Source organism: Polluticoccus soli, assembly GCF_029269745.1.
In the GTDB taxonomy this organism is placed as follows: Bacteria; Bacteroidota; Bacteroidia; order Chitinophagales; family Chitinophagaceae; genus Polluticoccus; species Polluticoccus soli.
In genome coordinates, this window is sequence record NZ_JARJHT010000001.1 from 2,076,529 (window position 1) to 2,099,252 (window position 22,724).

16 protein-coding genes are annotated in these 22,724 nt (G+C 46.0%); 7 read left to right on the forward strand and 9 right to left on the reverse strand.

The genetic code is table 11. The features are described 5' to 3' along the window. Positions 1-39: 39 nt before the first annotated feature. A complete protein-coding gene (locus P2W83_RS09165) occupies positions 40-2,721 on the reverse strand; it encodes an alpha/beta hydrolase family protein (RefSeq protein WP_276133419.1) in 2,682 nt (893 codons plus the stop codon). A 245-nt stretch (positions 2,722-2,966) separates the two neighbouring features. On the opposite strand from P2W83_RS09165, the gene P2W83_RS09170 reads away from it, so the two are divergent. The 4 genes from P2W83_RS09170 to P2W83_RS09185 all read left to right on the forward strand — a co-directional run bounded on the left by P2W83_RS09170 (position 2,967) and on the right by P2W83_RS09185 (position 7,693). After that, the gene (locus P2W83_RS09170; protein ID WP_276133420.1) at positions 2,967-5,099 is read left to right on the forward strand and encodes a ligand-binding sensor domain-containing protein; all 2,133 of its coding nucleotides are present in this window, start codon (positions 2,967-2,969) and stop codon (positions 5,097-5,099) included. A gap of 24 nt (positions 5,100-5,123) precedes the next feature. Continuing rightward, positions 5,124-5,885, forward strand: coding sequence for a hypothetical protein (locus tag P2W83_RS09175; RefSeq protein ID WP_276133421.1), 762 nt, complete (start codon positions 5,124-5,126; stop codon positions 5,883-5,885). 298 nt (positions 5,886-6,183) lie between these two features. Then, positions 6,184-6,873: a hypothetical protein gene (locus P2W83_RS09180; protein WP_276133422.1), complete on the forward strand. Its 690-nt coding sequence runs from the start codon at positions 6,184-6,186 to the stop codon at positions 6,871-6,873. 226 nt (positions 6,874-7,099) lie between these two features. Beyond that, entirely contained in the window at positions 7,100-7,693 is a 594-nt protein-coding gene (locus P2W83_RS09185; RefSeq protein WP_276133423.1) for a C40 family peptidase, read from the forward strand. 84 nt (positions 7,694-7,777) lie between these two features. Here the strand turns inward: P2W83_RS09185 and P2W83_RS09190 are convergent, their stop codons facing one another. The 6 genes from P2W83_RS09190 to P2W83_RS09215 all read right to left on the reverse strand — a co-directional run bounded on the left by P2W83_RS09190 (position 7,778) and on the right by P2W83_RS09215 (position 15,479). After that, entirely contained in the window at positions 7,778-8,440 is a 663-nt protein-coding gene (locus P2W83_RS09190; protein WP_276133424.1) for a head GIN domain-containing protein, read from the reverse strand. A gap of 39 nt (positions 8,441-8,479) precedes the next feature. Next, complete coding sequence (locus tag P2W83_RS09195) at positions 8,480-10,888, reverse strand: carboxypeptidase-like regulatory domain-containing protein (protein WP_276133425.1); 2,409 nt, start codon at positions 10,886-10,888, stop codon at positions 8,480-8,482. 77 nt (positions 10,889-10,965) lie between these two features. Then, positions 10,966-12,069 (reverse strand): hypothetical protein, encoded by a 1,104-nt coding sequence (locus tag P2W83_RS09200; RefSeq protein WP_276133426.1) that lies wholly within the window; start codon positions 12,067-12,069, stop codon positions 10,966-10,968. Between the two features lie 53 nt (positions 12,070-12,122). Next, entirely contained in the window at positions 12,123-13,877 is a 1,755-nt protein-coding gene (locus tag P2W83_RS09205) for an STN and carboxypeptidase regulatory-like domain-containing protein (protein WP_276133427.1), read from the reverse strand. Positions 13,878-13,881: 4 nt separating this feature from the next. Then, on the reverse strand, positions 13,882-14,859 hold the full coding sequence (locus P2W83_RS09210; RefSeq protein WP_276133428.1) for a FecR domain-containing protein: 978 nt from the start codon (positions 14,857-14,859) through the stop codon (positions 13,882-13,884). Continuing rightward, complete coding sequence (locus P2W83_RS09215; protein ID WP_276133429.1) at positions 14,856-15,479, reverse strand: RNA polymerase sigma-70 factor; 624 nt, start codon at positions 15,477-15,479, stop codon at positions 14,856-14,858. Before P2W83_RS09215 ends, P2W83_RS09210 begins: the two co-directional genes overlap by 4 nt. A gap of 110 nt (positions 15,480-15,589) precedes the next feature. On the opposite strand from P2W83_RS09215, the gene P2W83_RS09220 reads away from it, so the two are divergent. Then, positions 15,590-17,371 (forward strand): T9SS type A sorting domain-containing protein, encoded by a 1,782-nt coding sequence (locus P2W83_RS09220; protein ID WP_276133430.1) that lies wholly within the window; start codon positions 15,590-15,592, stop codon positions 17,369-17,371. Here P2W83_RS09220 and P2W83_RS09225 read toward each other — a convergent pair. Both P2W83_RS09225 and P2W83_RS09230 read right to left on the reverse strand, forming a co-directional pair. Continuing rightward, positions 17,361-18,794, reverse strand: coding sequence for an SLC13 family permease (locus tag P2W83_RS09225; protein ID WP_276133431.1), 1,434 nt, complete (start codon positions 18,792-18,794; stop codon positions 17,361-17,363). The two genes, P2W83_RS09220 and P2W83_RS09225, sit on opposite strands and share 11 nt — an antisense overlap. 97 nt (positions 18,795-18,891) lie before the next feature. Further along, positions 18,892-19,386, reverse strand: coding sequence for a TlpA family protein disulfide reductase (locus tag P2W83_RS09230; protein WP_276133432.1), 495 nt, complete (start codon positions 19,384-19,386; stop codon positions 18,892-18,894). A 95-nt stretch (positions 19,387-19,481) separates the two neighbouring features. Between P2W83_RS09230 and P2W83_RS09235 the strand changes: the two genes are divergently transcribed. Together P2W83_RS09235 and nadB are read left to right on the forward strand one after the other, a co-directional pair. Further along, on the forward strand, positions 19,482-21,059 hold the full coding sequence (locus P2W83_RS09235) for a DUF6029 family protein (RefSeq protein WP_276133433.1): 1,578 nt from the start codon (positions 19,482-19,484) through the stop codon (positions 21,057-21,059). 60 nt (positions 21,060-21,119) lie between these two features. After that, the gene (nadB, locus tag P2W83_RS09240) at positions 21,120-22,718 is read left to right on the forward strand and encodes an L-aspartate oxidase (RefSeq protein ID WP_276133434.1); all 1,599 of its coding nucleotides are present in this window, start codon (positions 21,120-21,122) and stop codon (positions 22,716-22,718) included. The last annotated feature ends 6 nt before the right edge of the window (positions 22,719-22,724 follow it).

The following is a 22,724-nucleotide window of genomic DNA, read 5'->3' on the forward strand; positions in this document are numbered from 1 at the left end:
AGCCGCGCAATTTGCGCGGCTTTTTTATAAAAAACTTTATTAGTTCTTCAAGTCAAATGTAATAGTCGCGCCTGGAACTTGAGAGAGAGGTGCTACAATACGCTGGGCAACTTTGTTGTCCTTGGCAATGTAATAAGTAGCGATTTCGTTAGGTTCGTCAACGCTTGCCACTTCGCATTTAAAACAAGGCTTGCCATTTACTGTTTCTGTGCCTACAACAGCAACTCTGTTCAGTTTTGCTTTGCCATCCTGTCCGGCAATATAGATACCAGCTTCGTAACCCTCTTTCAACGGCAGGCGTGCCAGTACCATGTCGTTACCACCACCGTCGTGTATGTAAGCTCCGTCCACAGTTTCTGTATTGCTTTTACCAGCCATAGTTGTGGTTACTTTGTTGCCATCGTAAGCGTAAGTGGCTTCCTGACCAGGACCGGCGCTTGCTTTGCGGCTAAGCGGTTTCAATGTCCATTTAGTGTAAACGGCTTCGTCGCTTTGTTCGCCTTGTGGTGTTTTTACAGCGTCTTTGACTATCCAGTTGCCGTTTTCTTCTTTTACGGTACGTACCATGGTCATTGGTATTTTCTGACCGCCCATATCCAATACGATGTCGTAAGTATAAGTGCCTGCAGTAAGATCAGAAGATGGTTTAGGCATTTCTTTCAGCGCAGCGACCTGTAGCTTTTTGGTTAGCGTCAAGCTCTTTGGATCGACAGTTATTTCCTGCAGTTTAGCTGCCAGCTCAGGCTTCATTTCTTCCTGGTAGCGTGCTTTCAGAATTTTGCCCAGGAATACTTCGGCGCGACCAAGAGAAGCCATGTTGTTCACTGGTTTGTGGAAGCCGTGGCCTTCGTCCGGAGCGCAGATGTATTCAACTGTGCGGTTCAGATCGCGGAGGGCAATTACTATTTGATCACTTTCTGCTTTTTTAACACGAGGATCGTTCGCGCCTTGTATGATCATCAGCGGAGCGGTGATCCTTGCTGCAGAGTTGAGCGGAGATTGTTTTTCCAGCAGTGCTTTTCCTTCAGGAGTTGCAGGATCGCCCATTCGCTCTGTGAAGATCTTCCGACCGGCTTCCCAATACGGAGGAATTGAGTTCAGCAGTGTGATCAGGTTGCTTGGGCCAACAATGTCAACACCGGCAGCATATACATCTGGTGTGAACGCAAGACCAGCCAGCGTAGCATAACCACCGTAGCTGCCACCCATGATAGCAACACGCTTAGGATCAGCAATGCCTTTGCTTACCAGGTGTTTTACACCCCAGGTAATATCGTCCTGCATCAGCATGCCCCATTGTTTGTTGCCCGCGTTGATGAATTTCTTACCATAACCAGTGCTACCACGGAAGTTCATTTGCAGTACAGCATAGCCGCGGTTGGCCAACCACTGTATCCAGCCACTAAATCCCCAGTAGTCGCGAGCCCAGGGGCCGCCATGAGGCAGTACGATCAGTGGAAGGTTCTTGGGATCAACACCTTTTGGAACTGTCAGGTAAGCAGGTATTTCGAGACCATCACTGCTCTTGTATGTGATCGCCTCCATTTTAGCAAAGTTCTTCTCGTAAGGTTTCAGCTTAGGACGAGGAGTGTATTGGAAAATGAGCTCTTGTTTTTTCCTGTCGTAGAAATAAACTTCAGGCAGTTTGTCATCGCTCCATACAGACACCAGGTATTTATCTTCTTCGTTGGTAGAGCTTTGGAAATTCACCTCCATGCCGGGGAATTTGCCCTTTACGAAGTTGAAATCTTTTTCCATTGCCTTGTCCTTGAAATAATATTTGGTTTTGGCAGCGGTATAAGTAGTATAGATGATGTCGCGGGTTTTATCGCTGAATGCGACATTGCCGAGGTCAACTTTGTTGTTGGGGTCTTTTTCTACATCAGTGAGCTTCAATGTCTGCATATCCATTACCATCAGCTTGGTAAGGTCCTGGTTGGCGCCTTTGTTTGTCTCGATGTAGATGTTCTTATTGTCGGTTGTGAACGACAGAGGTCCACAGCTTTCCAGCGTACCGCAATCGTAGATCTTAGTATAAGTTCCGTCTGTGTTCCTTTTTAGTATCTCAGTTGTGCCGTCTTCAGGAGTGCGGGTAGCCAGGCGAACATTCTCGTCCCAGTCAAACACCCAACCTGTCAACCTGTCTTTGTTGGTTTCCAGAAGGGTGAGTTTACCCGTGTTGATCTCAAGCTTGTACAGGTCATGCCAGCTGGCATCGCGGTCGTTCAGGCCAACCCAAAGCACATCCGGATTTTTACGGCTTACTGCAAAGATGTAGGCTTTTACCTTGTCGTTTGGAGTCAGGTTGCGGGCGGTAGGTACGCCGGTTGCAGGGTCTGCCGCGTCGAGCGGATTAACTGCATAAATATTGTCGTTCTCATCGCCACCTTTTGCCTGTGCGAACAGGATGTACTTGCCGTCGTGCGTCCAGAAATAGCCGCTCATTGGCTCTTTGCTGGCGGTCAGTGGACGAGCCTTTTCAAACGGTTCATCAAATCTTTTTACCCAGATGTTCAGGATGCCGTTGTTGGCCTTCAGGAAGGAAACCATCTTTCCGTCGGGGCTTAGCTGGCTACCGGCGATCTCCGGGTTGTCGAAAAATAGTTCCCTGTCTATCAGGGGGATTTGCTCTTTGGACGTATTCGTCTGAGCAGTGGCAATGCATGCTTGCATGGCAATAGCGGCAACAAGGCTCGCTTTTCTCAATAAGTGGTGGTTCATAACAAGGAAATTAAAAGGTGATCGTTTCTATTTATCGTCATTTCGGGCAAAATGTTACAGAAATATTGATGGGATATACAAATTATTAAAAAAAGTCTTGAGATGAAAGTTTTTTTAATTAAATAATTGGTTTAATGTGTCATGGAATGTTGCCAATACTTATGATTTAGCCTTTTTATCTATGGGTAGTAGATTGAATATTACTGCTGGGGTGGTATATTTGGGGACACAAAAAATTACTGAAAATGAAAAGGTGTACCCTGGTCCTGGTGTTGCTTGTAACCGTTTTGAAAACACAAGCCTTCGATCCTATTTATCAATGGATGCTGATCACAAAAGATTATTCCTACCTGAACAATGCGCTGGATGAAACTGCAAAGCTTCCGGCCGGCAATGGTATCAATGATATGGTAGAAGATAAAAATGGCCTTGTATGGCTGGGTATCGATCATGCAGGTGTGCGCACCTTTGATGGTAAAAAGATAAAAGACCCAAAATATCCTAACGACTGTTTCGTTGCCAAGGGTATTGTTTTATCGATTGCGTGCGATAGCAAAAACAATATCTGGATCGGTACGTCTCTTGGTCTTGTTAAATACGACGGCACGAATTGGACCGATATAGATGAGAGTGTCACCGGTATTCGTGCAGTGACGGATATCGTTGTTACAGCTACCGACAAGATCTACATCACCGGCATGGTGAAAAATGAAGACGAATTCATTGGAGGTGGTGCTGCTTTCTTTAACGGTGAAAACTGGACTACCTACAATAAATCAAACTCTGCTATTCCTGACAACATTCTCGAAGACCTCACTATGGACAACAATGGCCACCTGTGGGCGATAATTGGTGACCATAAACAAGGTGTGGTAAAATTCGATGGAAAGAACTGGAAAGTCTTCAATAACGCCAGCTCTGAATTTCCTGCTGCAGAAGTACACGCTATTGCTACCAACAAAAGCGGCAAAATATGGTTTGCTACCCCCAAAGGTATAGCCGAGTATGACGGTTCAAAATGGAGCATGCGTGGGTTTACCAACGGTTTTTCTCCAAGGATGCTGGAATACACTTCAGGCGATGGTTCGCTGGATGTGATTTCTCTGAATGTTGAAGATAACGGAACGGTATGGCTGGGTACACGCGATAAAGGCGTTTTCTACATGAAGAACGACCGCATGCGCGCTATCACGCAGGCAAATTCTCCGCTTGTGCAAAATGCGGTAATGAAAATTGCGATCGATAAAAACAACAGGAAGTGGTTTGTTACCGGATATAAAAATGTTGAATGGGCAAAATCCTATCCCAGGAATAAAATGAGCATGAACAATACTACCTATACATATGGTGCAGGTGGTATCACCGTATTTAAAGAATACAACAAGATCGACGATCCTAAATGGCTGGTATACGATAATACAAGTGCTGACCTGAAACTGGGTACTACATTCTCTATAGATGAAATGAATGATGGTACAGTACTGATGCCCAACACAGGTGATGGCCTGGTGATGTACAAAGACGGCAAGTTTACTACATACACGCATTCGAATCCAATGCAGAGCGCGTTCGATAAGATGTTTGTGGCTCCCGATGGAAAGATCTATTTGAATGCTAGTGTTGGTGGCGTGAAGGTATTTGAAAATGGCAAAGTGAACGACTTTGCTAAATGGCCTAACATGGGTGGCGTTACAGGCATGGCTTACGACAATACCGGCGCTTTTTGGGTATCAGGCACAGGTGGTATTTCTAAACGCACAGGCGATGAATGGCAAACCTTCGATAAAAAACATGGTGATCTGCCTACGGTTATCTTCTATTCTATATTGAAAGACAGCAAAGGCACATTGTGGGCAGGTTCGGCAAAAGGCTTGATGAAATTTGATGGTGCGAACTGGCAGGTGTTGTCTAAAAAAGAGATTGAGTTCCCTTCTGATGATATCACAGTAGTAACCGAAGCAAAGGATGGCAAGATATGGCTGGGTACAAAAGCAGGTATCTCGATCTTCGATGGTACTAATTGGACACACATCTCTAAGATAGAGTCACCTAAGGTGTCGAAATTCACCGTGAACTCTATTTCGTTCGATAAGAACGGTGTTGCATACATCGCTACTGAAAATGATGGTCTGCTGCGCTATGATGGTACAAGCTGGACGCAACTGGATAGGAAGAACACCGCAACGATCTTTGATAAAGTAACTGCGGTAAAAGCTGCGTCAAATGGTAAAATATATATAGCCACGGAAACTTCGATGTTTAATGACAGCGACTTTAGCTTGCCTTCTCAAACACCTTCTGCCCAAATCGAGCAGGGTATCAAAAAGAAAATAAAAGAAGCAGAACCTAAGCATGTTTTTGCCATTTTTGAAATATAACCCGTAACGTCAAAACAAAAATTTATGAAGCGTTTTTTATTACCTGTAGTGATGCTGGTCTCGTCGGTTGCAATGGCACAGGATGTTGATGTAGAGAAAAGCACAGGCCTGGTAAAAGTAGATGACCAGGAAGCTTTTTACCTGACGCCTAAGAACAAGTCCATGATGGAAAGTGATTTTTCACTCGAAAATCTGCAACATGAAGAGTTGGCTTACTTGAAGCTTGTAAAAGGTGAAAAATATAATTCTGGTGGCGGTACCAGCACAACGATCAATTACCAGATGGTGTTTACCAAAACCGGTAACCAGTGCATGCTCACCGGGTTTGGCATGCTGAGCATCATTAAGCCACTGGCAAAACGAATAGCAGGTGCCAATCTCGTAAAAGATGGAAAGGTCAGCGAAGCTGAGGAAAGAAAATTTATCCTGTTGAACAACGGTACTTTTCTAAAACCAATAGCCCCTGCCGCAAATAACGATAGGGTAATTGTGGTGAATGACAACCCTAAACCCAGCGGTCCCGCTGACATTAGTCTTAAGGACAATAACATCTACAATAACAGCGAGATGGTTGGCATATTCAAGCGGATGGAAGAAGGGGACATAACCGTCATTTCTGTATATAATGCAAATGATGCGCTTGTGTGCAAGGCTTCACACCCTACTGCAAATGAGGATGCCGACTGGAGCCTACAGCTGGATGGCAAAGCAGTAGCTATTTTATATAACAAGGCAGCGCCTCTTGAAAAGCTATTTAAATACCTTGTAGAAAAGGGTCATTTATAGTTCAGCTGATAGTATTGAAAAAAGGGATGTCAATCGACATCCCTTTTTTATTATGGCTTGCAAATCCTGGGGAAACTCGGCAACAACTCACTGAACCTGTGGCTTTTAAGTGCGAAATAGAAATGTTAAAACTATCCTAAAGAAGCCTTAAGGGATTGTTATCAACTGTACTGCTGAAGATGAGCTTATATCTCAACATTATCTGCCATGTGACGCTAACCACTGAATCACCATTGATATAGCCGGTTTGTGGCACAAATTCTTTGCCGAGCTCAGACAATCACAAAAACATATGCTTATGAAAGAGATCAGGACCTTGTTAGCCTGCGCATTACTGTCCGTTGCCGCCGTTGGATGTAGTAAAGACGAAAAGAAAGTTAGTCCAGCTACCGGAAGCCGTTCGGTATATTATGAAGTTAACACCGAAGAGGGCGGTGCTGAACTTGTGCCAGGGACAACCTTTGCATGGCTGTCTGGCTCGGGCTACGCCGACGAGATCAAGTTTGAGGCAAAATCGGACGATGGGTCAGAGATAACGTATAAGTCAAAAACAGACCGCGCGTTTGATCTCTTTGCACCCACAGCTTCTTTGCTTGGGAATATCATGTTACCTCCCGGCACCTATGATAAGATCAAGTACAAGATCCGCCTGGAGCCTTCATATCCGGATGCGGCACTGCGCCTTGATGGCCAGTTTACGGAGAATGGCATTTCTGTGCCGGTTGTCTTTGCGATCAACCGTGATGTGGAAATGAAAGTAGAAGGCAAAGACGTATTATTACTTGATGGCGACGACTACCTGAGTGTGCTAACGCTGCAGCTGGATAAGCTAATGAATGGTATAACACCTGATATGTTATTTAATGCAGATGTTGACGATGATGGTACTGTTTACATCACTGAAAATTCTAACCGCGAGATGTACCATATAATGATGGATAACATGGAGCATTTCATCAAGGTAGAATGCAGGAAAAAGAAAAAATAGTCAGTTGGGTTTTCTCCCAAAAAAAGCGAGCATTTTGCTCGCTTTTTTCATGTCAATTTCCTGTGTTAAAGAAAACTATTTGATGTCTTAAATCGCTGTTAATCAACCATTTTGAGGTGTTTGGTCTACGTTTCTATCGTACCTTTGCTCCGTACCCAAAACACTTGAAAAGATGATGAATTTGAAATCTACATTCTTAAAGGCATGCGTTGCGGTAACATGTATTTTGTCAAGCTCTACAGTATTTGGTTTTGCGTTCAATTCTGAAGAGCTTACCTCATCAGCCATTACCCAAAATACGCTTGCGGAATATAATGGCCCTTCGCCTTTGGTGCAGTCTCCCAACTTCTATATAAACATGCTGCAAAACAAGTATGCGGAAAAACTTGACGCTTCTGTGCAGGACATGGAGAATACAGACCTGTATGCGTTTATCGACCAGTGGTACGGTACGAAGTACGCTTGGGGCGGTACGACGCAGAATGGCGTGGACTGTTCGGCACTGGTGCAGAATATGTATCGTGAGGTATTTAAAACAGATATCGTACGTACCTCTTACTTCCAGCATGACATGAGTACAGAGGTAAGTAAGGATAGCCTGCAAGAAGGCGACCTGGTATTTTTTAAGACAATGGGCAACCGCATCTCGCACGTAGGTGTGTACCTGAAAAATAATTTTTTCGTTCACTCGTGCTCGAGCAAGGGTGTAACGATCAGCAGCCTGGACGAGAATTACTGGTCTAAGGTATATGCTGGCGCCGGACGAATAGAAAAGGGCGATTCGACTGCTCAGAACGATCAATACCTGGCTATGAACTAAGATAGTGTGTTTGGTTTAGTGTGATAAAAGATAAGGGATCCAATTGGATCCCTTTCTTTTTTAGTGGAACAGCCCCGAGTTACACTAAGAATGCTTTTTGATCTTGCCTGACCCCGATATCTCCGCATCGGTTACAGATGCGCCACCCCAATAGTTCACATCGCCAGATCCGGATATTTCAACATCCAACGATTTGTTCACTGTCATCTCAATACTGCCCGAACCGGAGATACGCATAGCTGCATTGTCGGCCTGGCATTGCTTGCCATTTATATTACCTGAACCATTGATCTTGCATTTTACATTGACAAACTCATTCTGTTCTATGTCTATATCGCCCGATCCGTTTATTTCTACATACATGTCAGGCGAGTTTTGATCCGCTTTGATGGTAGAGTGGCCTGATCCGTTGAATGAATAGGAACTCATATTGGTGGTGTAAACCGTAACATGCAGGTTGTCGTGCCTGATATTATAATACTTGTCGGCGTACTTAAGCCTGAGCTTACCGTTGATCACGTCCGTTTCAAAAATCGGTATGAGGTTAGAGTAACCGCTAATCACCACTTTGTTTGTTGTAGAAGGATAGACAACTACATCAAGGCTGCCATCGGCCTGTACACTTTCGAAGTTTTCGAGCGTACGTGTTTCTTCCACTATTGGTCCTTCGCCAACAAGGGTGTGTTTTCTGCATGAAGAGAATGCTATCATGCTGAATAGAGCTGCAAATAATACTGTCTGTTTCATTTCTATACTTTGTTTATTTTTTTAAGGTTGTTATTTGTATTACCAATGGAAATCGATGCGGTAGCTAAGGTTAGGTAGCAAGCCTATTTGATTTACGCGTTTCACCTCACCGGCATTGCTATCGAAATACGAGAAGTAATAGTTCTCGCGGTTGGTCAGGTTTTGTGCTTCGAACTGAATGGTGTGTGTAGCACGCTTGTTGTTGATCTTATAGTATACCGACGCATCTGCACGGAAGTAGACAGGACCTTTCTCGGTGAAGTATTTACCGGGAACATATTCGGTTTGTTTGGTTGCCCTTGATTTTGCCAGGTCTATCTGTGACTCGCGCAGGCCACCGCTATACAGCACCTTACCATTTAACCCCAGTATCTTCCTGCCGCTGGCCGAGAGTTTAAATTCTTTACCGCCTATGATGTTCAGCTGGTGCCCGCGATTGAACATGGTATTGTACTCGGCACCGCCGTAGGTGGTAAATGTTGACTTGTAGATAGAGCCCGTTGCTATTATATAGTAGTTATTGCTGAATGGACGCTCAAAGCTAATATCTACACCATAGTTAGTGCCCGTGCCATCGCTAACCAGTGGTTTTGTGCCAAGTAGTGAGTAGATGTTTTGTGCGTTGATGATAGAGAAGCCGCTCGCAGAGTCCTTCTCGACCGGGATGTCGTACAGATGCTGATAATAGGCTTCGATCTTCATGCGTATTTGCCACGGGAGCGCTGTTTCATAACCAGCTACGGTATGTAGTGAGCGTAATAGATCTAGGTCTTTGTTGGGATAGGTAAACGACTGACCTTTTGAATTGTCCTGGAACAGGTAGGTGGATATGTGCTCAGGTTTGCTGTGCATGCCAGCTGCCAGTGTGTATTTGCTCTTGTTTTGTTGGTAGCTCAGTGACGCGCGAGGTTCAATGCTGTATTTCTCATTGAGTGCGAGATAGGAGCCGTGTACACCACCAGTCAACGTCAGTTTTTGAGACAGTCGGGCTTTCCATTGAATGTAAGCCTGGTAGAACTGCGTCTGTCCATCGCCCGACAATACATTCTTCCACTGCTTTTTATTGCCGTCGTAATAGTTGTAAGCAAAATCATACTGCATTTGCTGGCCAATGACACCTGTCCTGAATGAGTGACGTGTATTCAGCTTTTCATTGTACATGATCGCTGCGCGGTAAGCTATGTTCTCAAAGCTGTTGTTCTCAATGGGTACTTTGGTATAAGCCTCGGAAGGATTCAGTGTATCGGCGTACTGGCTCGACTTATCGTACGATGCAGAAATGATTGTTTTGATATAAGCATCTTTCTTCACAAAGTATTGGTGTGATACACCGGCTACGCCCATTTTGCTTTTGTTGTCGAAACCAATATTCGGATTCTCATCATCCCATTTGCTGCTATCGGCTTTTGCCGCCTGGTCTACCTGGTTGTAGCCTCCGAGTCCAAACAGTGTGAAGGTGCCGGCCTTGTCGGTTGGCAGGTTTATTTTGAAAGCTGCATCCTGGTATTCAGGCACCTGCGTTCCGGTCAAGATAAAATCTCTCAGTAGTGCAAGTGTAGAGTAGCGGTAGTTGAGCAGGTAAGAAGCGCGTTTGCCTTTCTGAAAGGGGCCTTCGGTTGAAACCTCCATACCCAGCGCGCCAATTTGTACACTATGTTCGTAACGCTCGGTATTGCCATTCCGGAAGTTGAGGTCGAATACACCAGCGGTAGCATTGCCTATTTCCGGGGCAAAGGCACCCGTATAGAAATCTGATGTGCCGAGTACGTTTGCATTCAGCATGCTTACTGCACCACCAGATGCACCAAGGGAGCTAAAGTGATTAGGGCTCGGGATCTCAATTCCTTCCAGTCTCCACAGAACACCTTTAGGCGAATTGCCACGCACTACTATGCTGTTATCCATATCACCGGCGTTGGATACACCCGGGAAGTTCATGACCATACGTGCAGGGTCGGCAAAGGATGCAGCATAACGCCTTGTTTCTTCTACGGAGAAAGATCGTGCGCTGATGGTTGCATATTCATTCAACGGTTTGGTTCGTTCTTTAGTTGCACTAACGGTTACTTCTTTTAGCCTGTTGATGCTCTCCTGCATGGTAACGTTCAATTCCAGTTCCTTGCCGGATATTACCAGTACTTCATAGGCGGTATAGGTTTCAAAGCCCATGTAGCTGAACTGGAATGACTGCCTGCCAATAGGTACGCGTTCAATGCTGAAGTAGCCGTTTTCGTCTGTAGTGCCGGCAATTTGTTTGTCTGATACCAGTACAACAACAACGCCAGGTAGTGGCTGTTTTGATTCTGCATCTGTGACACGGCCGCGTACTTTTTGAGTAAGCCTGCTAGCACTGCTCGTTTGGGTATAGGTTTGTTCCTGTTGGGTTGTTTGCGCTTCGGCTGCAGCAAAAGCAACTAGCGAGGATATTAGTATGACTGATCTTTTCATGTCGAGTGATTGATGTTTTTCGTGTTCTTTAATGAGATGCCTGGGAAGGCGTGTACCCCTATGACGTGAAAGAATTTTTACAAATGGACCTGTACACCACCCATCGCGCCAAAGTGGAAACCGATAAAGCTATTCCAGGAAGTGTTTGACCACAGGTAGTTTGCTTCAAGACCGTCGTTGTGCACGTCGTATTCGGTAAAGGTGAATGTTGGACCTGCGAATATTTCCCACCTGTCTGTGATCATCAGTGAAGGCAAAGCACGGATCGATGATTTGAAGTAAGCGTCCTCGTAAAAGTTGGTGAGACTGCTGGCAACAACTTCGAAGTTTATTCGGAAGCTCTTGCTGATGTTTGCATGCACACCAAGGCCGGTTTCAATTGCCCAAAGAATATCGTCCTGGCTCAGATTGTAACCGGCACCGATAATGCCATACATGTTTTTGCCGCCTGAACGGAAGGTTGCAAGTGCTGTTAACGATTCATCAACTGTCACGCCGAGGCTCTTCTCGGCATTTCTAACAATGTTTACAATGCCTATTGGGTTATCATTTTCTTCGGCTATGTTGATAAACCCTATTTGCGTGCCCTTCACTTTGCCAGCTACGTTGATAAATCCCGCGATCTGGCTGTTTGCATCGCCAGCTACGTTGATAAATCCTGAGGCCTGCAAACCTTCCACTTTGGAGGCTGTGTTCATGAACCCCGCGATCTGCACATCTGTATTGCAGGATAGGTTCATAAAACCAGCTGCCTGGAAACCATCGTAATTGCCCGGTGTGATATTGGCAAAACCTGCCAGCTGTGCTCCCGATCCACTACTGGACAGGTTCATGAACCCTGCTGCCTGTACACCGTCAGCATCAGAGCCGATACAGTTCATAAACCCTGCCACCTGTGCACCGCCTGCATGTTCCTGGATGATGTTAGCAAATCCTGCCGCTGTAAAGCCCGTAGCGCAGCCGCTGATCACATTGCCGAAACCCGAAGCACAGAAACCGCGTTCGCCGCCGGAAAGCCCGCCGATGGCATGCATAGAGCAGTAGTTGACATAGTCTTTCGCATTGATGCCGTTGCTGCTGATGGGGTAGATCAGCCCAATATGAAATGGCCTTTCTTCCTGTGCGAATGTGGATATGGAGAGTAATAAACCTGCTGCCAGTTGGAGTGCCTTCTTTGTCATTTTTCTCGTTGTTTGAAATATGACAACGAGCTATGCGCTTACCCCTACGAGGTCTAAAAAATATTTATTCCGGCATTCCAGCCAAACCAGCCGGTCAGCAACGTGTTGTATATCTCGGCCACTGCATAGCCCTTCGCGGGTACGGTATGCATATAACCTTCTTTGGCAGTGTTGCCCTGGTTGGAGTAGTAGATGTTAATCGATGGACCCGCATATATGGAAACATCTTTACTGATCCGGAAGTTCAGGTTAAGCGTGAACTTATTCAGCAGGTTCAGATGTTCCCAGTCGCCCAGGTAGAGGTATTGCGAGGTTAATTCCGGGTTCAAAGTGAAGCGGTTGCTGATGCGGCCCTCTGTACCGAGACCGTAGCCGAAAGAATATGCTTTGCTATCGGCATCGAGATTCAGCCCACCAAACAGGATACTGTACAGGTTTTTATTGCCTGCCTTAAACGCTGCATTGAAGTGCAGCACCTCGTTGGTGCTTAGTGATAACTTATGGTAGCCTGTCCATACCAGGTTGAGAAAGCCAACACTATAGCCAGTTGAGGTATCCGCTATATTGACAAACGCGAACTGAAAGCCATCCAGTTTTTTTGCATAGTTGAACAAGCCTGCTATTTGCACGCCGTCCATTTCTCCTCCGCTGATATTGCCCAGGCCAGCTATCTGGGTACCGCTGGCATTTTTGCCGGCAACGCTGGCAACGCCGGCTATCTGCAGTCCGTCCATCGTGTCTTTGGTAAAGGAGGCCAGGCCACCGATCTGCACACCCTCTGTATTGATGGAAGAGTGGCTATATACGCCACTCACCTGTACGCCTGCCACGCCTTTCATCACAATGTTACTAAGACCAGCTACTTGCACACCGTCCACCGAACCAAGCATCTGGTTGTATAGTCCGCTTACCTGAGCTCCATCCAGGTTGCCGCCGGCTATGTTGAACGCGCCCGCCACTTGTGCATAGTGCACGTCTTTCTTTACAATGTTGAAAAGACCCGCCAGCTCAAAACCATTTACGCCCGCGGTATAGCCGCCCAATAGGTTGAACGAAAATTTATTGTTTATCTGTCCGCTCATTTTGCCCTGTGTACTCACGCCCGGTATTACCGATGCCTGGTAAGGTTTGTCGACGAAAAATTGATCGATGTTCAGGCTCTGCATGCGTTGCTTCGATGAAACGAAGAATTTGCCCAGCCAGTTTTTTTCGACATTCGGTGTTATGACAACTGAATCGAGCAGGACTTCTTTAGGTTTGATCTTAACAGCGATAGCCTGGTTTTGGCCTGGTTTTATGACGATAGCTGTATCAGAATACCAGGCTTTGCTCACGCTAATGACTGCAGGCTGCGACCGGTCTTTCATTTTGAGCTGGAAATAGCCTTTGTCATTGGTCATGGAGGCCACCAGCTGCTGTTTTTCGTACACACTCACATAGCCGAGTCCTTCATTTGTCAGCTCGTCATAAATATATCCTGATACATACCAAAACGATTCTGCACGCTGCAGAATAATGTACTTGTCTTTCTCTTTATATGAGATGTTACTACCGAACAAGTCATCAAGCACCTGGCGGACAGGTTTCCTATTAGCATTGATGGTGACAAGGCTATCGTCGTTAATGATGTTAGAGTTATAAGAAAAGATGAATCTCCCTTGTTGGCTGATAGATTGCAGCACCGACTTCAGAGGTTTTTTATTGGCACTAATAGTAACCAGTTTGTTCAGGTGATCCTGGGCAAACGCGGTGGTAGTTATCAGCAATGCAAAGCAAAACAGGAACAGTACTCTTGGGGCGGGACGCATGGAATTATTTTAAAATGTAGTCGACACCTTTTCTTTCAACATGAATGTTGAGTGTTTCGCTGACAACGACCAGTATCTTTTCAATAGGTTCATTGCGGAAAGTAGTTGTTAACTCAATGTTTTTCAGCCTTGGATTAGCAATGATGATGTTCACTCCATAGGCATCGTTCAATACGTCCACCAGTCGCCAAAGTGGTGTGGCGTTGCATATGAACTCTTTTGTACGGTAGTAGTTATAAAGCACATCCTCGTTTTCCTCTTTTATCGGGGCGTCAGCACCTTTTAGTACTGTCGCCTTTTCATTAGGACTCAAGCTTACTTCATTGTCTTTCTTCGTTACCTCCACAATGCCCGTTTCCACGATCACCTCCGTCTTTTCGGCGGTGTTTTTAACGTTAAATGAAGTGCCCACTACTTTAACGGTGACGTCATTTACCGAGATGATAAATGGTTTTTTCTTATCCGGAGTTACATTGAAGAATGCTTCACCGTTGAGCGCTATGCTTCGTGTATCGCCATCAAATTCTTCCGGGTAGCTGAGCGTAGATTGTTTATTCAGTGTTATTACAGAACCGTCAGGCAGGGTGTCGATCAGTACGTTGTTGCCGGATTGCCGGGTGATCATTGCCGGCTCACGGTTCATAATAAAATACGTGAGCAATCCACCAATAGCGATCACCAGTAGGATCGAAGCAGCCCGTGCCCATGAAAATGAAGGGCGTGACAACTTAATTGTTTTGGGTGCGTGCTGAGCAGGTGTTTCAACTCGCTGTTTGAAACGCGCCCAGGCGGCATTTTCATCAACCGTGCTTTGTGCGGCCAGTTGTTTGCTCTTGCTCCATATCAGCTCAAAATGTTCAAAATGTTTTTTGTTTGCAGGGCTGGCTTCTATCCAGTCTGTTACCAGGGTCTGCTCTTCGGCGGTAGTTTCACCTAGTAAATACTTTACCAGCAGGTCATCACTCATCTGGTTCTTTTTCACGACAGCATATTTAAAAGATGAGGAAATAAAATGATCATCGGCAGGAAGTCGGCCAGTTTCTCGCGTAGTATGCGCAGGGCCTTTCCCATCTGGTTCTCTACGGTTTTTACCGACAGTCCGAGCTGCTCGGCTATCTCGCGGTATTTCAATTCTTCAAACCTGCTCATCTGGAAGATGGTGCGGCACTGTTCCGGCAGGTCTTTCAATGCATCGGCCAGTTTTGTTTCCAGTTCTTTGAGCGAAGTTCTTTCGTTGGCTTTTTCAATATCGGTGTGCAGGTAGGTAGTGTGTGCTTTGTAGGCATCCTTTACTTTAGAATGTTTCATCATGTTGAGACACTCGTGGTAAACGGCGCGGTACAGGTAAGCACTCAACGATTCTTTAATGTTGATCTGGTCTTTCTTTTCCCAAAGCTTATAGAAAACGTTTTGAACCGCTTCTTCGGCCATTGCCTCACTCCGCAGGATGGTACAGGCATAGGCATGCAGTGCCTTAAAATGGGATTTAAAGGTTCTTTCAAATATTACTTCGCTGCCGACATCTATCAGCTGGATTCCGGCCGACTCATTTTCCATACGTATGAACGGATGCCCGAGCGCAAAGATAACGGCTTCTTTCAATGTGTACTTTTATATACGACAACCCCAACAGCATTTACCCCTACGCCAGTTCAAAATATTTTTTCTCTCGGTCAGATTATCGGTAAATTGTATAGATGAACCTTCCTTGTATGAAAAACATATACGTTCCGCTTATTGGTATCGCACTGCTCTTCTCTGCAAATGGAGTTAAAGCGCAGGCAATACCTGCCAATCGTATTACTGACTGGAGTAAAGCTGGGCTTCAGGGACCGGTGCCTGCCTACGCCAATGTCATCAATATTATGAACTATGGTGGGATTGATAATGGCTCAGCTTCCAATCATACTGCCTTCCAGGCCGCAGTGGCTGCGTTGGGCGGAGGACCGGGGGTGATTGATTTTCCCGCAGGAACATATTTGTTCACGCAACCTATTTCACTTCGCGACAGCCTGGTGATCAGGGGCGCGGGCAATGCCACAAAGTTATTGTTCGATCTCGGTGGTGCGTTTCAGAATGCGATCATTATAGAGGGCTCAATTAGCACGACTACCTGGGATGTGGTGCAAACGGCTAATAAGAACGATAGTATTCTGGTGCTGATGAATAAAACGGGTTTGGGAGTGGGAGACTGGATGATGGTGACTGATGATGATACCAGCAAAGTCACCTCACCCTGGGCTTATGGTGTTACCGGCCAGATATTTCGGATAGAAAACATAATAGGCGACACCCTTGTTGCGGATAACATACTACGAAGAAACTACCCTGTCGATTCGATGCCCTTTGTCCGGAAAATTACACCTGTGAAAGGTGCTGGTATCGAATGCCTGTATATAGAGCGCCAGGATTCAACAGCTACACAGACCTATAATGTGTACACGAATTACGTAGTCAACAGCTGGGTGATAGGTGTGGAGAGCAACAGCACCAATTTTGCACACATAGGCTTGAATGCCTCGTCGCACATGCTCATCCGTGGAAATTATATTCACCATTCACATGGCTATGGCGGTGGTGGACGTGGTTATGGGGTAGTGTTGCAATACACTACTGGCGACTGCCTGGTAGATAATAACCTCTTTGAGTTTTTGCGGCACTCAATGCTTTTGCAGTTAGGCGCTAACGGCAACGTGCTATCATATAATTACTCAAAAGATCCTAACTGGAATGAACCACCTTTGCCCGCCAACTCTGCTGGCGACGCTGTACTACATGGCGACTATCCTTATCTCAATCTTTTTGAAGGCAATGTCGTGCAGCATATAGTGATCGACAATTCGCACGGAAAGAATGGACCATACAATACCTTTTTCCGCAACCGCGCCCAGCTCTATGGTATTTTCATGAACAGTGGTACCGGGGTTACAGATAGTGTAAACTTTGTTGGCAACGAGGTGACGAATACCGGCCCTGCGATGGGTAACTTTAGCCTGGCTGGTGTTGGACACTTGCAACAAGCAAACACTATTAAAGGAATATTGACTCCCGCTGGTAGTACCGCGGCTGAGCAATCGTTGTATCTAACCAGCCCGCCACCGTTTTGGCAGGGTCAGTTGCAATGGCCAACAATAGGTACTCCATTTCCATACAATCAATACCCCAATACGGCCCAGGCAAGGTATTCTACTCAAAAAACAGATTGCAGGATCAATCCGGTGTATGTAGGTATTGACGATGTTGGCGGCGTTAGACAATTTAAAGTGTTCCCGAATCCGGCAAGTGGTCAGATAACTTTTGCGCTTGATGCTCAAAAGGACGCGGTTATCGAGGTGTCAGATGTCCTTGGCAGGAGCGTTGCTCAATTAAATCTGCCGGCAGCTCATAACAAGGTGGAATGGAATACTGCAGGTGTAAAGCCGGGAATATACTTGTATCGCGTTTCAATTGAAGGTATTGCTGTACAGACCGGCAGACTAGCCATTACTGAATAGCCTTTACCAGCACAGGTAACAGGTACCAGCAGAATAATGTTATCAGCACCGCCGATATAATGTTCATGACAAAGCCCGTCTTAATCATGTCTTTTAGTTGCAACCTGCCGCTGGCAAATACAATTGCATTGGGTGGCGTGCCCATCGGCAACATGCTCGCACAACTGGCGCCAAGTGTCATAGCCATGCCTAGTTGAAGGGCATCGATATGCAAAGCCTTTGCCATGCCCGCAATTACCGGCGCGAATACGATCACCTGGGCTACATTGCTCATCACCTCGCTGGTAAAGATGGAGACTGTAGCAATGATGAATACCAGCAGAATGCCACCCGTAGCAAAGCCTGCTATCCAGAGTCCAATTGATTCGACGATGCCTGCCTTTCCAAGTTGGTCGGCCAGGCTGATACCACCACCAAAAAGCAAAAGGATACCCCAGGCTACTTTTTTAGTGTCGTCCCAGTTAAGCAGGGCCTGGCCTTTTACATTGCCAGATGGTATCATAAATAACGACAAGGCGCCCATTACCGCAATCATTGTGTCGTCAAGCTTGAATAGGGTCTGCTGTTTATTGATGATGTCTTTAGTCATCCAGAGGAGCGCAGTGGTAGCAAAAACGACCATTACACGTTTTTCAGCCGCACTCATCTTATCAGAACATTGCAGCTCTTTTGTGATGGTAGCTTTTGTGGTCTCATCCGCCTTCATGCGAATTGGATAAAGGAATTGCGTCATCACGATGTACAGGCTGCCGAGCAGCAGAAACGATAGGGGTACGCAAAGCTTCATCCAATCTGCAAAAGCAAAAGCATAGCCATCATTCTTTTCCAGGAAGCCCACATAGGCAACATTGGGTGGAGTACCTATGATGGTTGCAATACCGCCGAAATTTGCGGAATAGCTAATGGCCAACATCAGGCAAACGTTGAGGTTTTGAACGGCCTTATCCTTTCCCATATTAGCTTCCATTACGTTCAGCACGCTCAGTGCTATAGGATACATCATCATAGTAGTGGCCGTATTACTTAGCCACCAACTCAATAGTCCCGTTGCCAGTATGAACCCAAGTACAATGCGGTTGCCACTAGTGCCTGTGATGCCGACGATCTTTAATGCTATCCGTTTATGGAGCAACCATTTCTCTACCGCCAGTCCAATCAGGAACCCACCCAGAAAGAGAAAGATAATAGGACTGCCATACGAAACTGCTGCTTCTTCGGTTTTTGCGACACCGAGAACAGGAAAGAGAACTAATGGTATAAGCGCCACAGCAGGCATTGGCATTGCTTCGGTCACCCACCAAACGATCATAAGTATAGCTACAGCTGCGACCTTGCAGGCCTTTTCATCAAGGCTAAATGGATTGAATATTAATAGTGCAGCAAAAAGGGCCACACCTGCGGTGATAGCAATAGTTTTTTTCATGTGTCGGATGCTGGATTCATGAAAACTTTGCCATGAAAATAAATAAAAAAAGAGTTTCAATTAAGAAACTCTTTTAATGTATTGTTGAGTCAGTTGACTACTTGGCTAGCTCTTTGATCTTGGCGTAAACCTCATCTTCGCTACCCTCTTCATAACCAGAGTGCATGTAGGCTACCTTACCTGTCTTGTCGATGATCATGGTAAATGGCACTGTCTGGAAGTTCAGCGAACGCTTCAGATCAGAGTTGGGATCGATGTAAAAAGGGAAGTCCCAGCCTTGTGATTTAGCATAGCTGCGAACCAGGCCCTCAGCCCTCGATTCGTCTATAGAAACGGTAACAAAGTTGAAGTCGGTTTCCTCTTTCCATTTGGGCATTTTTTCACGCACGTTCTTGATCTCTTTTTTGCAAGGAACGCACCACGTAGCCCAAAAACTTACCAGAGTTACTTTGTCCTTTTGAATGGCATCGCTGAACGCTACCTTCTTGTTTGCGTTAAGATCCTTGATCGTGGTATTGGGTAATTCTGCTGTCTGAGCGTTGGCGGTTACAGCAAAAAACAGCGCTAAACCCGCTGCCATCAAATTCTTCATATTAACTTATGTTTTAAATAAATGAATCGAAAATCTTGCCAGATTTTAATAGAAGTTTTAAATTTAGAGAAATTTTAGAATTCACCAATCAGTTGATGAAAAAGTATATTGTATTATTCGCACTCACAGCGATAAGTGTAAGTGGTTTAGCGCAGGGGACGCTATCGGGAGATCTGATGATGAACGCGAATTTCTTTAGGAGAGATTCAACTATTAATGCTGACGGGAATCCGTTGTATGACAACTACTTAAGTGGTGGTGAAGCATGGCTTGGCATGCGTTACTACAATAAGGGATTTACAGCAACTTTACGCACAGATGCATTTCATAACTCTAATCTGCTGAATCCAGTTCAGGCATTTAGTGGTTTTGGTATCGGTGCATGGAGCTTGAGTAAAGAATATCATGATCTTACTGTAACTGCAGGTTATATCTACGACCAGATCGGTAGTGGTATTCTGTTTCGTGCTTACGAAGACCGTGGTTTGTTGATCGACAACGCATTGGTGGGTGTGCACCTGAAATACAAGATCGGTGAGAACCTGTACGCAAAAGCATTTGCGGGCCAGCAGAAGTTTCTCTTCGAACGTTATTTGCCGATCATCAAAGGCGGTAATGTCGAAGGTGAAGTAAACCTTGGTGACAAAGCGCACATGACTCCGGGTGTAGGTATATTGAACCGCACGCTTGACCAGGCGTCTATGGACCAAGTGGTGTCTACCATCAATAGCCAGCCGATGGAGACAAGGTTCGTTCCCAAATACAATATGTATGCGTTCACAGCGTACAACACGCTGACATGGGGCGATTTCTCATGGTATATGGAAGGTGCCTACAAGACCGAAGAAGCATTTGTAAAAGACAACAGGCTTCAATTTGGTGATGGTAACGCACAATACACTACCCTTGGTTACGCACGTAAGGGCTTTGCCATCAACCTGACAGGTAAGCGTACTGAAGACTTCGTAATGCGCACCTCACCAAACCAGGTACTGCTGCGTGGTATGATGAACTGGCAGCCTATCGTTGCCCGTCTGCGCCCGCAACGCCTGATGGCACGTTACACTCCGGCTTCTCAGGATATTTCTGAAATGGCGCTGGGTGGTGACGTCCTGGTTGCTCCTAACGATGACCTCAGCCTTACTTTTAACTACACACACATCAACACCCTGGAAGAAAAACTGCTGTATCGCGAAGCTTATGCTGAAGCAGAATACCGAGGTCTGAAAGATATCATCCTGCAAGGTGGTGTGCAGCTGATGCAGTACAACCAGGAGATCTACCAGGTGAAACCTGGTGTTCCCATTGTTAAGTCGTTCATCCCGTTTGCAGAAGTTACCTACCGTTTCGACTCAAAGCACTCTATACGTACACAGTGGGAGTACCAGCAAACAAAAGAAGACTTCGGTTCATGGATATTCGGACTGGTTGAATTCAACATCGCTCCAAAATGGTCGTTCGCAGTATCTGATATGTACAACATCGACCCAGGTCCTGCTGCAACCAATGGTGGTCACCACTATTACAACGTGTTCACTGCCTTCACAAAAGGTCCTCACCGTTTCACCGCTTCTTACGTGAAACAAGTGGAAGGTATCAACTGTACCGGTGGCGTTTGCCGTTACGAACCAGCATTCAGCGGTGTTCGTCTCGGTATTACGTCGAGCTTCTAAAGTCAGTAAGCATAAAAGTTATAAATTACGGTCCTTCATGGACCGTTTTTTATTTAAGATATGATTCAGACTGACTTCCTGGTAATAGGTTCGGGCATAGCAGGGTTGACGTTTGCCGTAAAGATGGCGCGACAGTTTCCTGATAAGACGATCACGATACTCACTAAGGCGAATACGGATGAGACCAACACCAAATATGCCCAAGGGGGTATCGCAGTAGTGAACGACCTGGAGAAAGACAGTTTTCAGAAACATATCGACGATACGCTGGTAGCCGGTGATGGCCTCTGCAATCCTGAAGTGGTAGAGATAGTGGTGAAAGAAGGCCCGGCGCGGGTAAATGAGATAATTGAGTGGGGCGCACAGTTTGACAAAGACCCGGAAGGCGACTATATGCGTGGCAAGGAAGGTGGTCACTCTGAGTTCCGCATACTGCACCATAAAGACATAACCGGTTTTGAAATAGAGCGTGCGCTGGTAGAAGAAGCGAGAAGCCACAAGAACATCAGTATACACAACCATTGGTTCGTGCTGGACATTATCACGCAGCACCATCTTGGTCACCTTGTTACCAAATCCACCCCCGATATTGAATGTTATGGTGTCTACGCCCTCAACCTGCAGAATTATAACATTGAAAAGATACTCTCGAAGGTAACAGTAATGGCCGCTGGCGGTGTGGGACAAGCATACCGTACTACCACCAATCCGAAGATCGCGACGGGAGATGGTATTGCTATGGCTTACCGCGCCAAGGCGAGGATAGAGAACATGGAGTTCATCCAGTTTCACCCGACAGCCTTGTATGAGGCTGGAGTAAGTCCTTCTTTTCTGATAACCGAAGCTGTACGAGGCGATGGCGCCATTCTGCGCAATAAAGCCGGCGATGCATTCATGCTGCAGTATGACTCCCGTGCTGACCTTGCCCCGCGCGATGTGGTAGCGCGTGCGATAGACAATGAGATGAAGCGCACTGGTACAGAGCATGTGTACCTCGACTGCACGCACATGGATCCCATCAAATTCAAAGAGCACTTCCCGAATATCTATGCCAAGTGCAAGAGCATAGGTATAGACGCGTTGGAAGACTATATACCTGTGGCGCCGGCAGCGCACTATTGCTGTGGTGGCATCAAAACAGACCAGGTCGGCGGAACATCTATTCGCCACCTATATGCTTGTGGCGAGTGTGCCAGCACCGGCTTGCATGGCGCCAATCGCCTGGCTTCTAACTCACTACTGGAGGCTTTGGTTTTTGCCCATCGGTGCGGAAAGGACGCAGCGGCAAAGATCGATTTACTTGCCTTCGAGGAGCGCATACCTGAGTGGAATGCCTTGGGTACGACTGAACCACAGGAGATGATCCTCATAACGCAAAGCCTAAAAGAACTGCAACAAGTTATGAGCGACTACGTAGGTATCGTGCGAAATGATGTTCGCTTGCATCGCGCCCTGAACCGACTGGACCTGTTACACTCAGAGACTGAAGAACTCTATAGAAGCAGCATCGTGTCGCCACAACTCTGCGAGCTTCGTAACCTGATCACTACTGCCTACCTCATAGTAAAGAGCGCCCAGTTCAGGAAAGAGAGCAGGGGACTGCATTACAATACTGACTACCCGGCTAAAAGTGAGTTGTTACAGAACATCGTCCTGTAACAACTG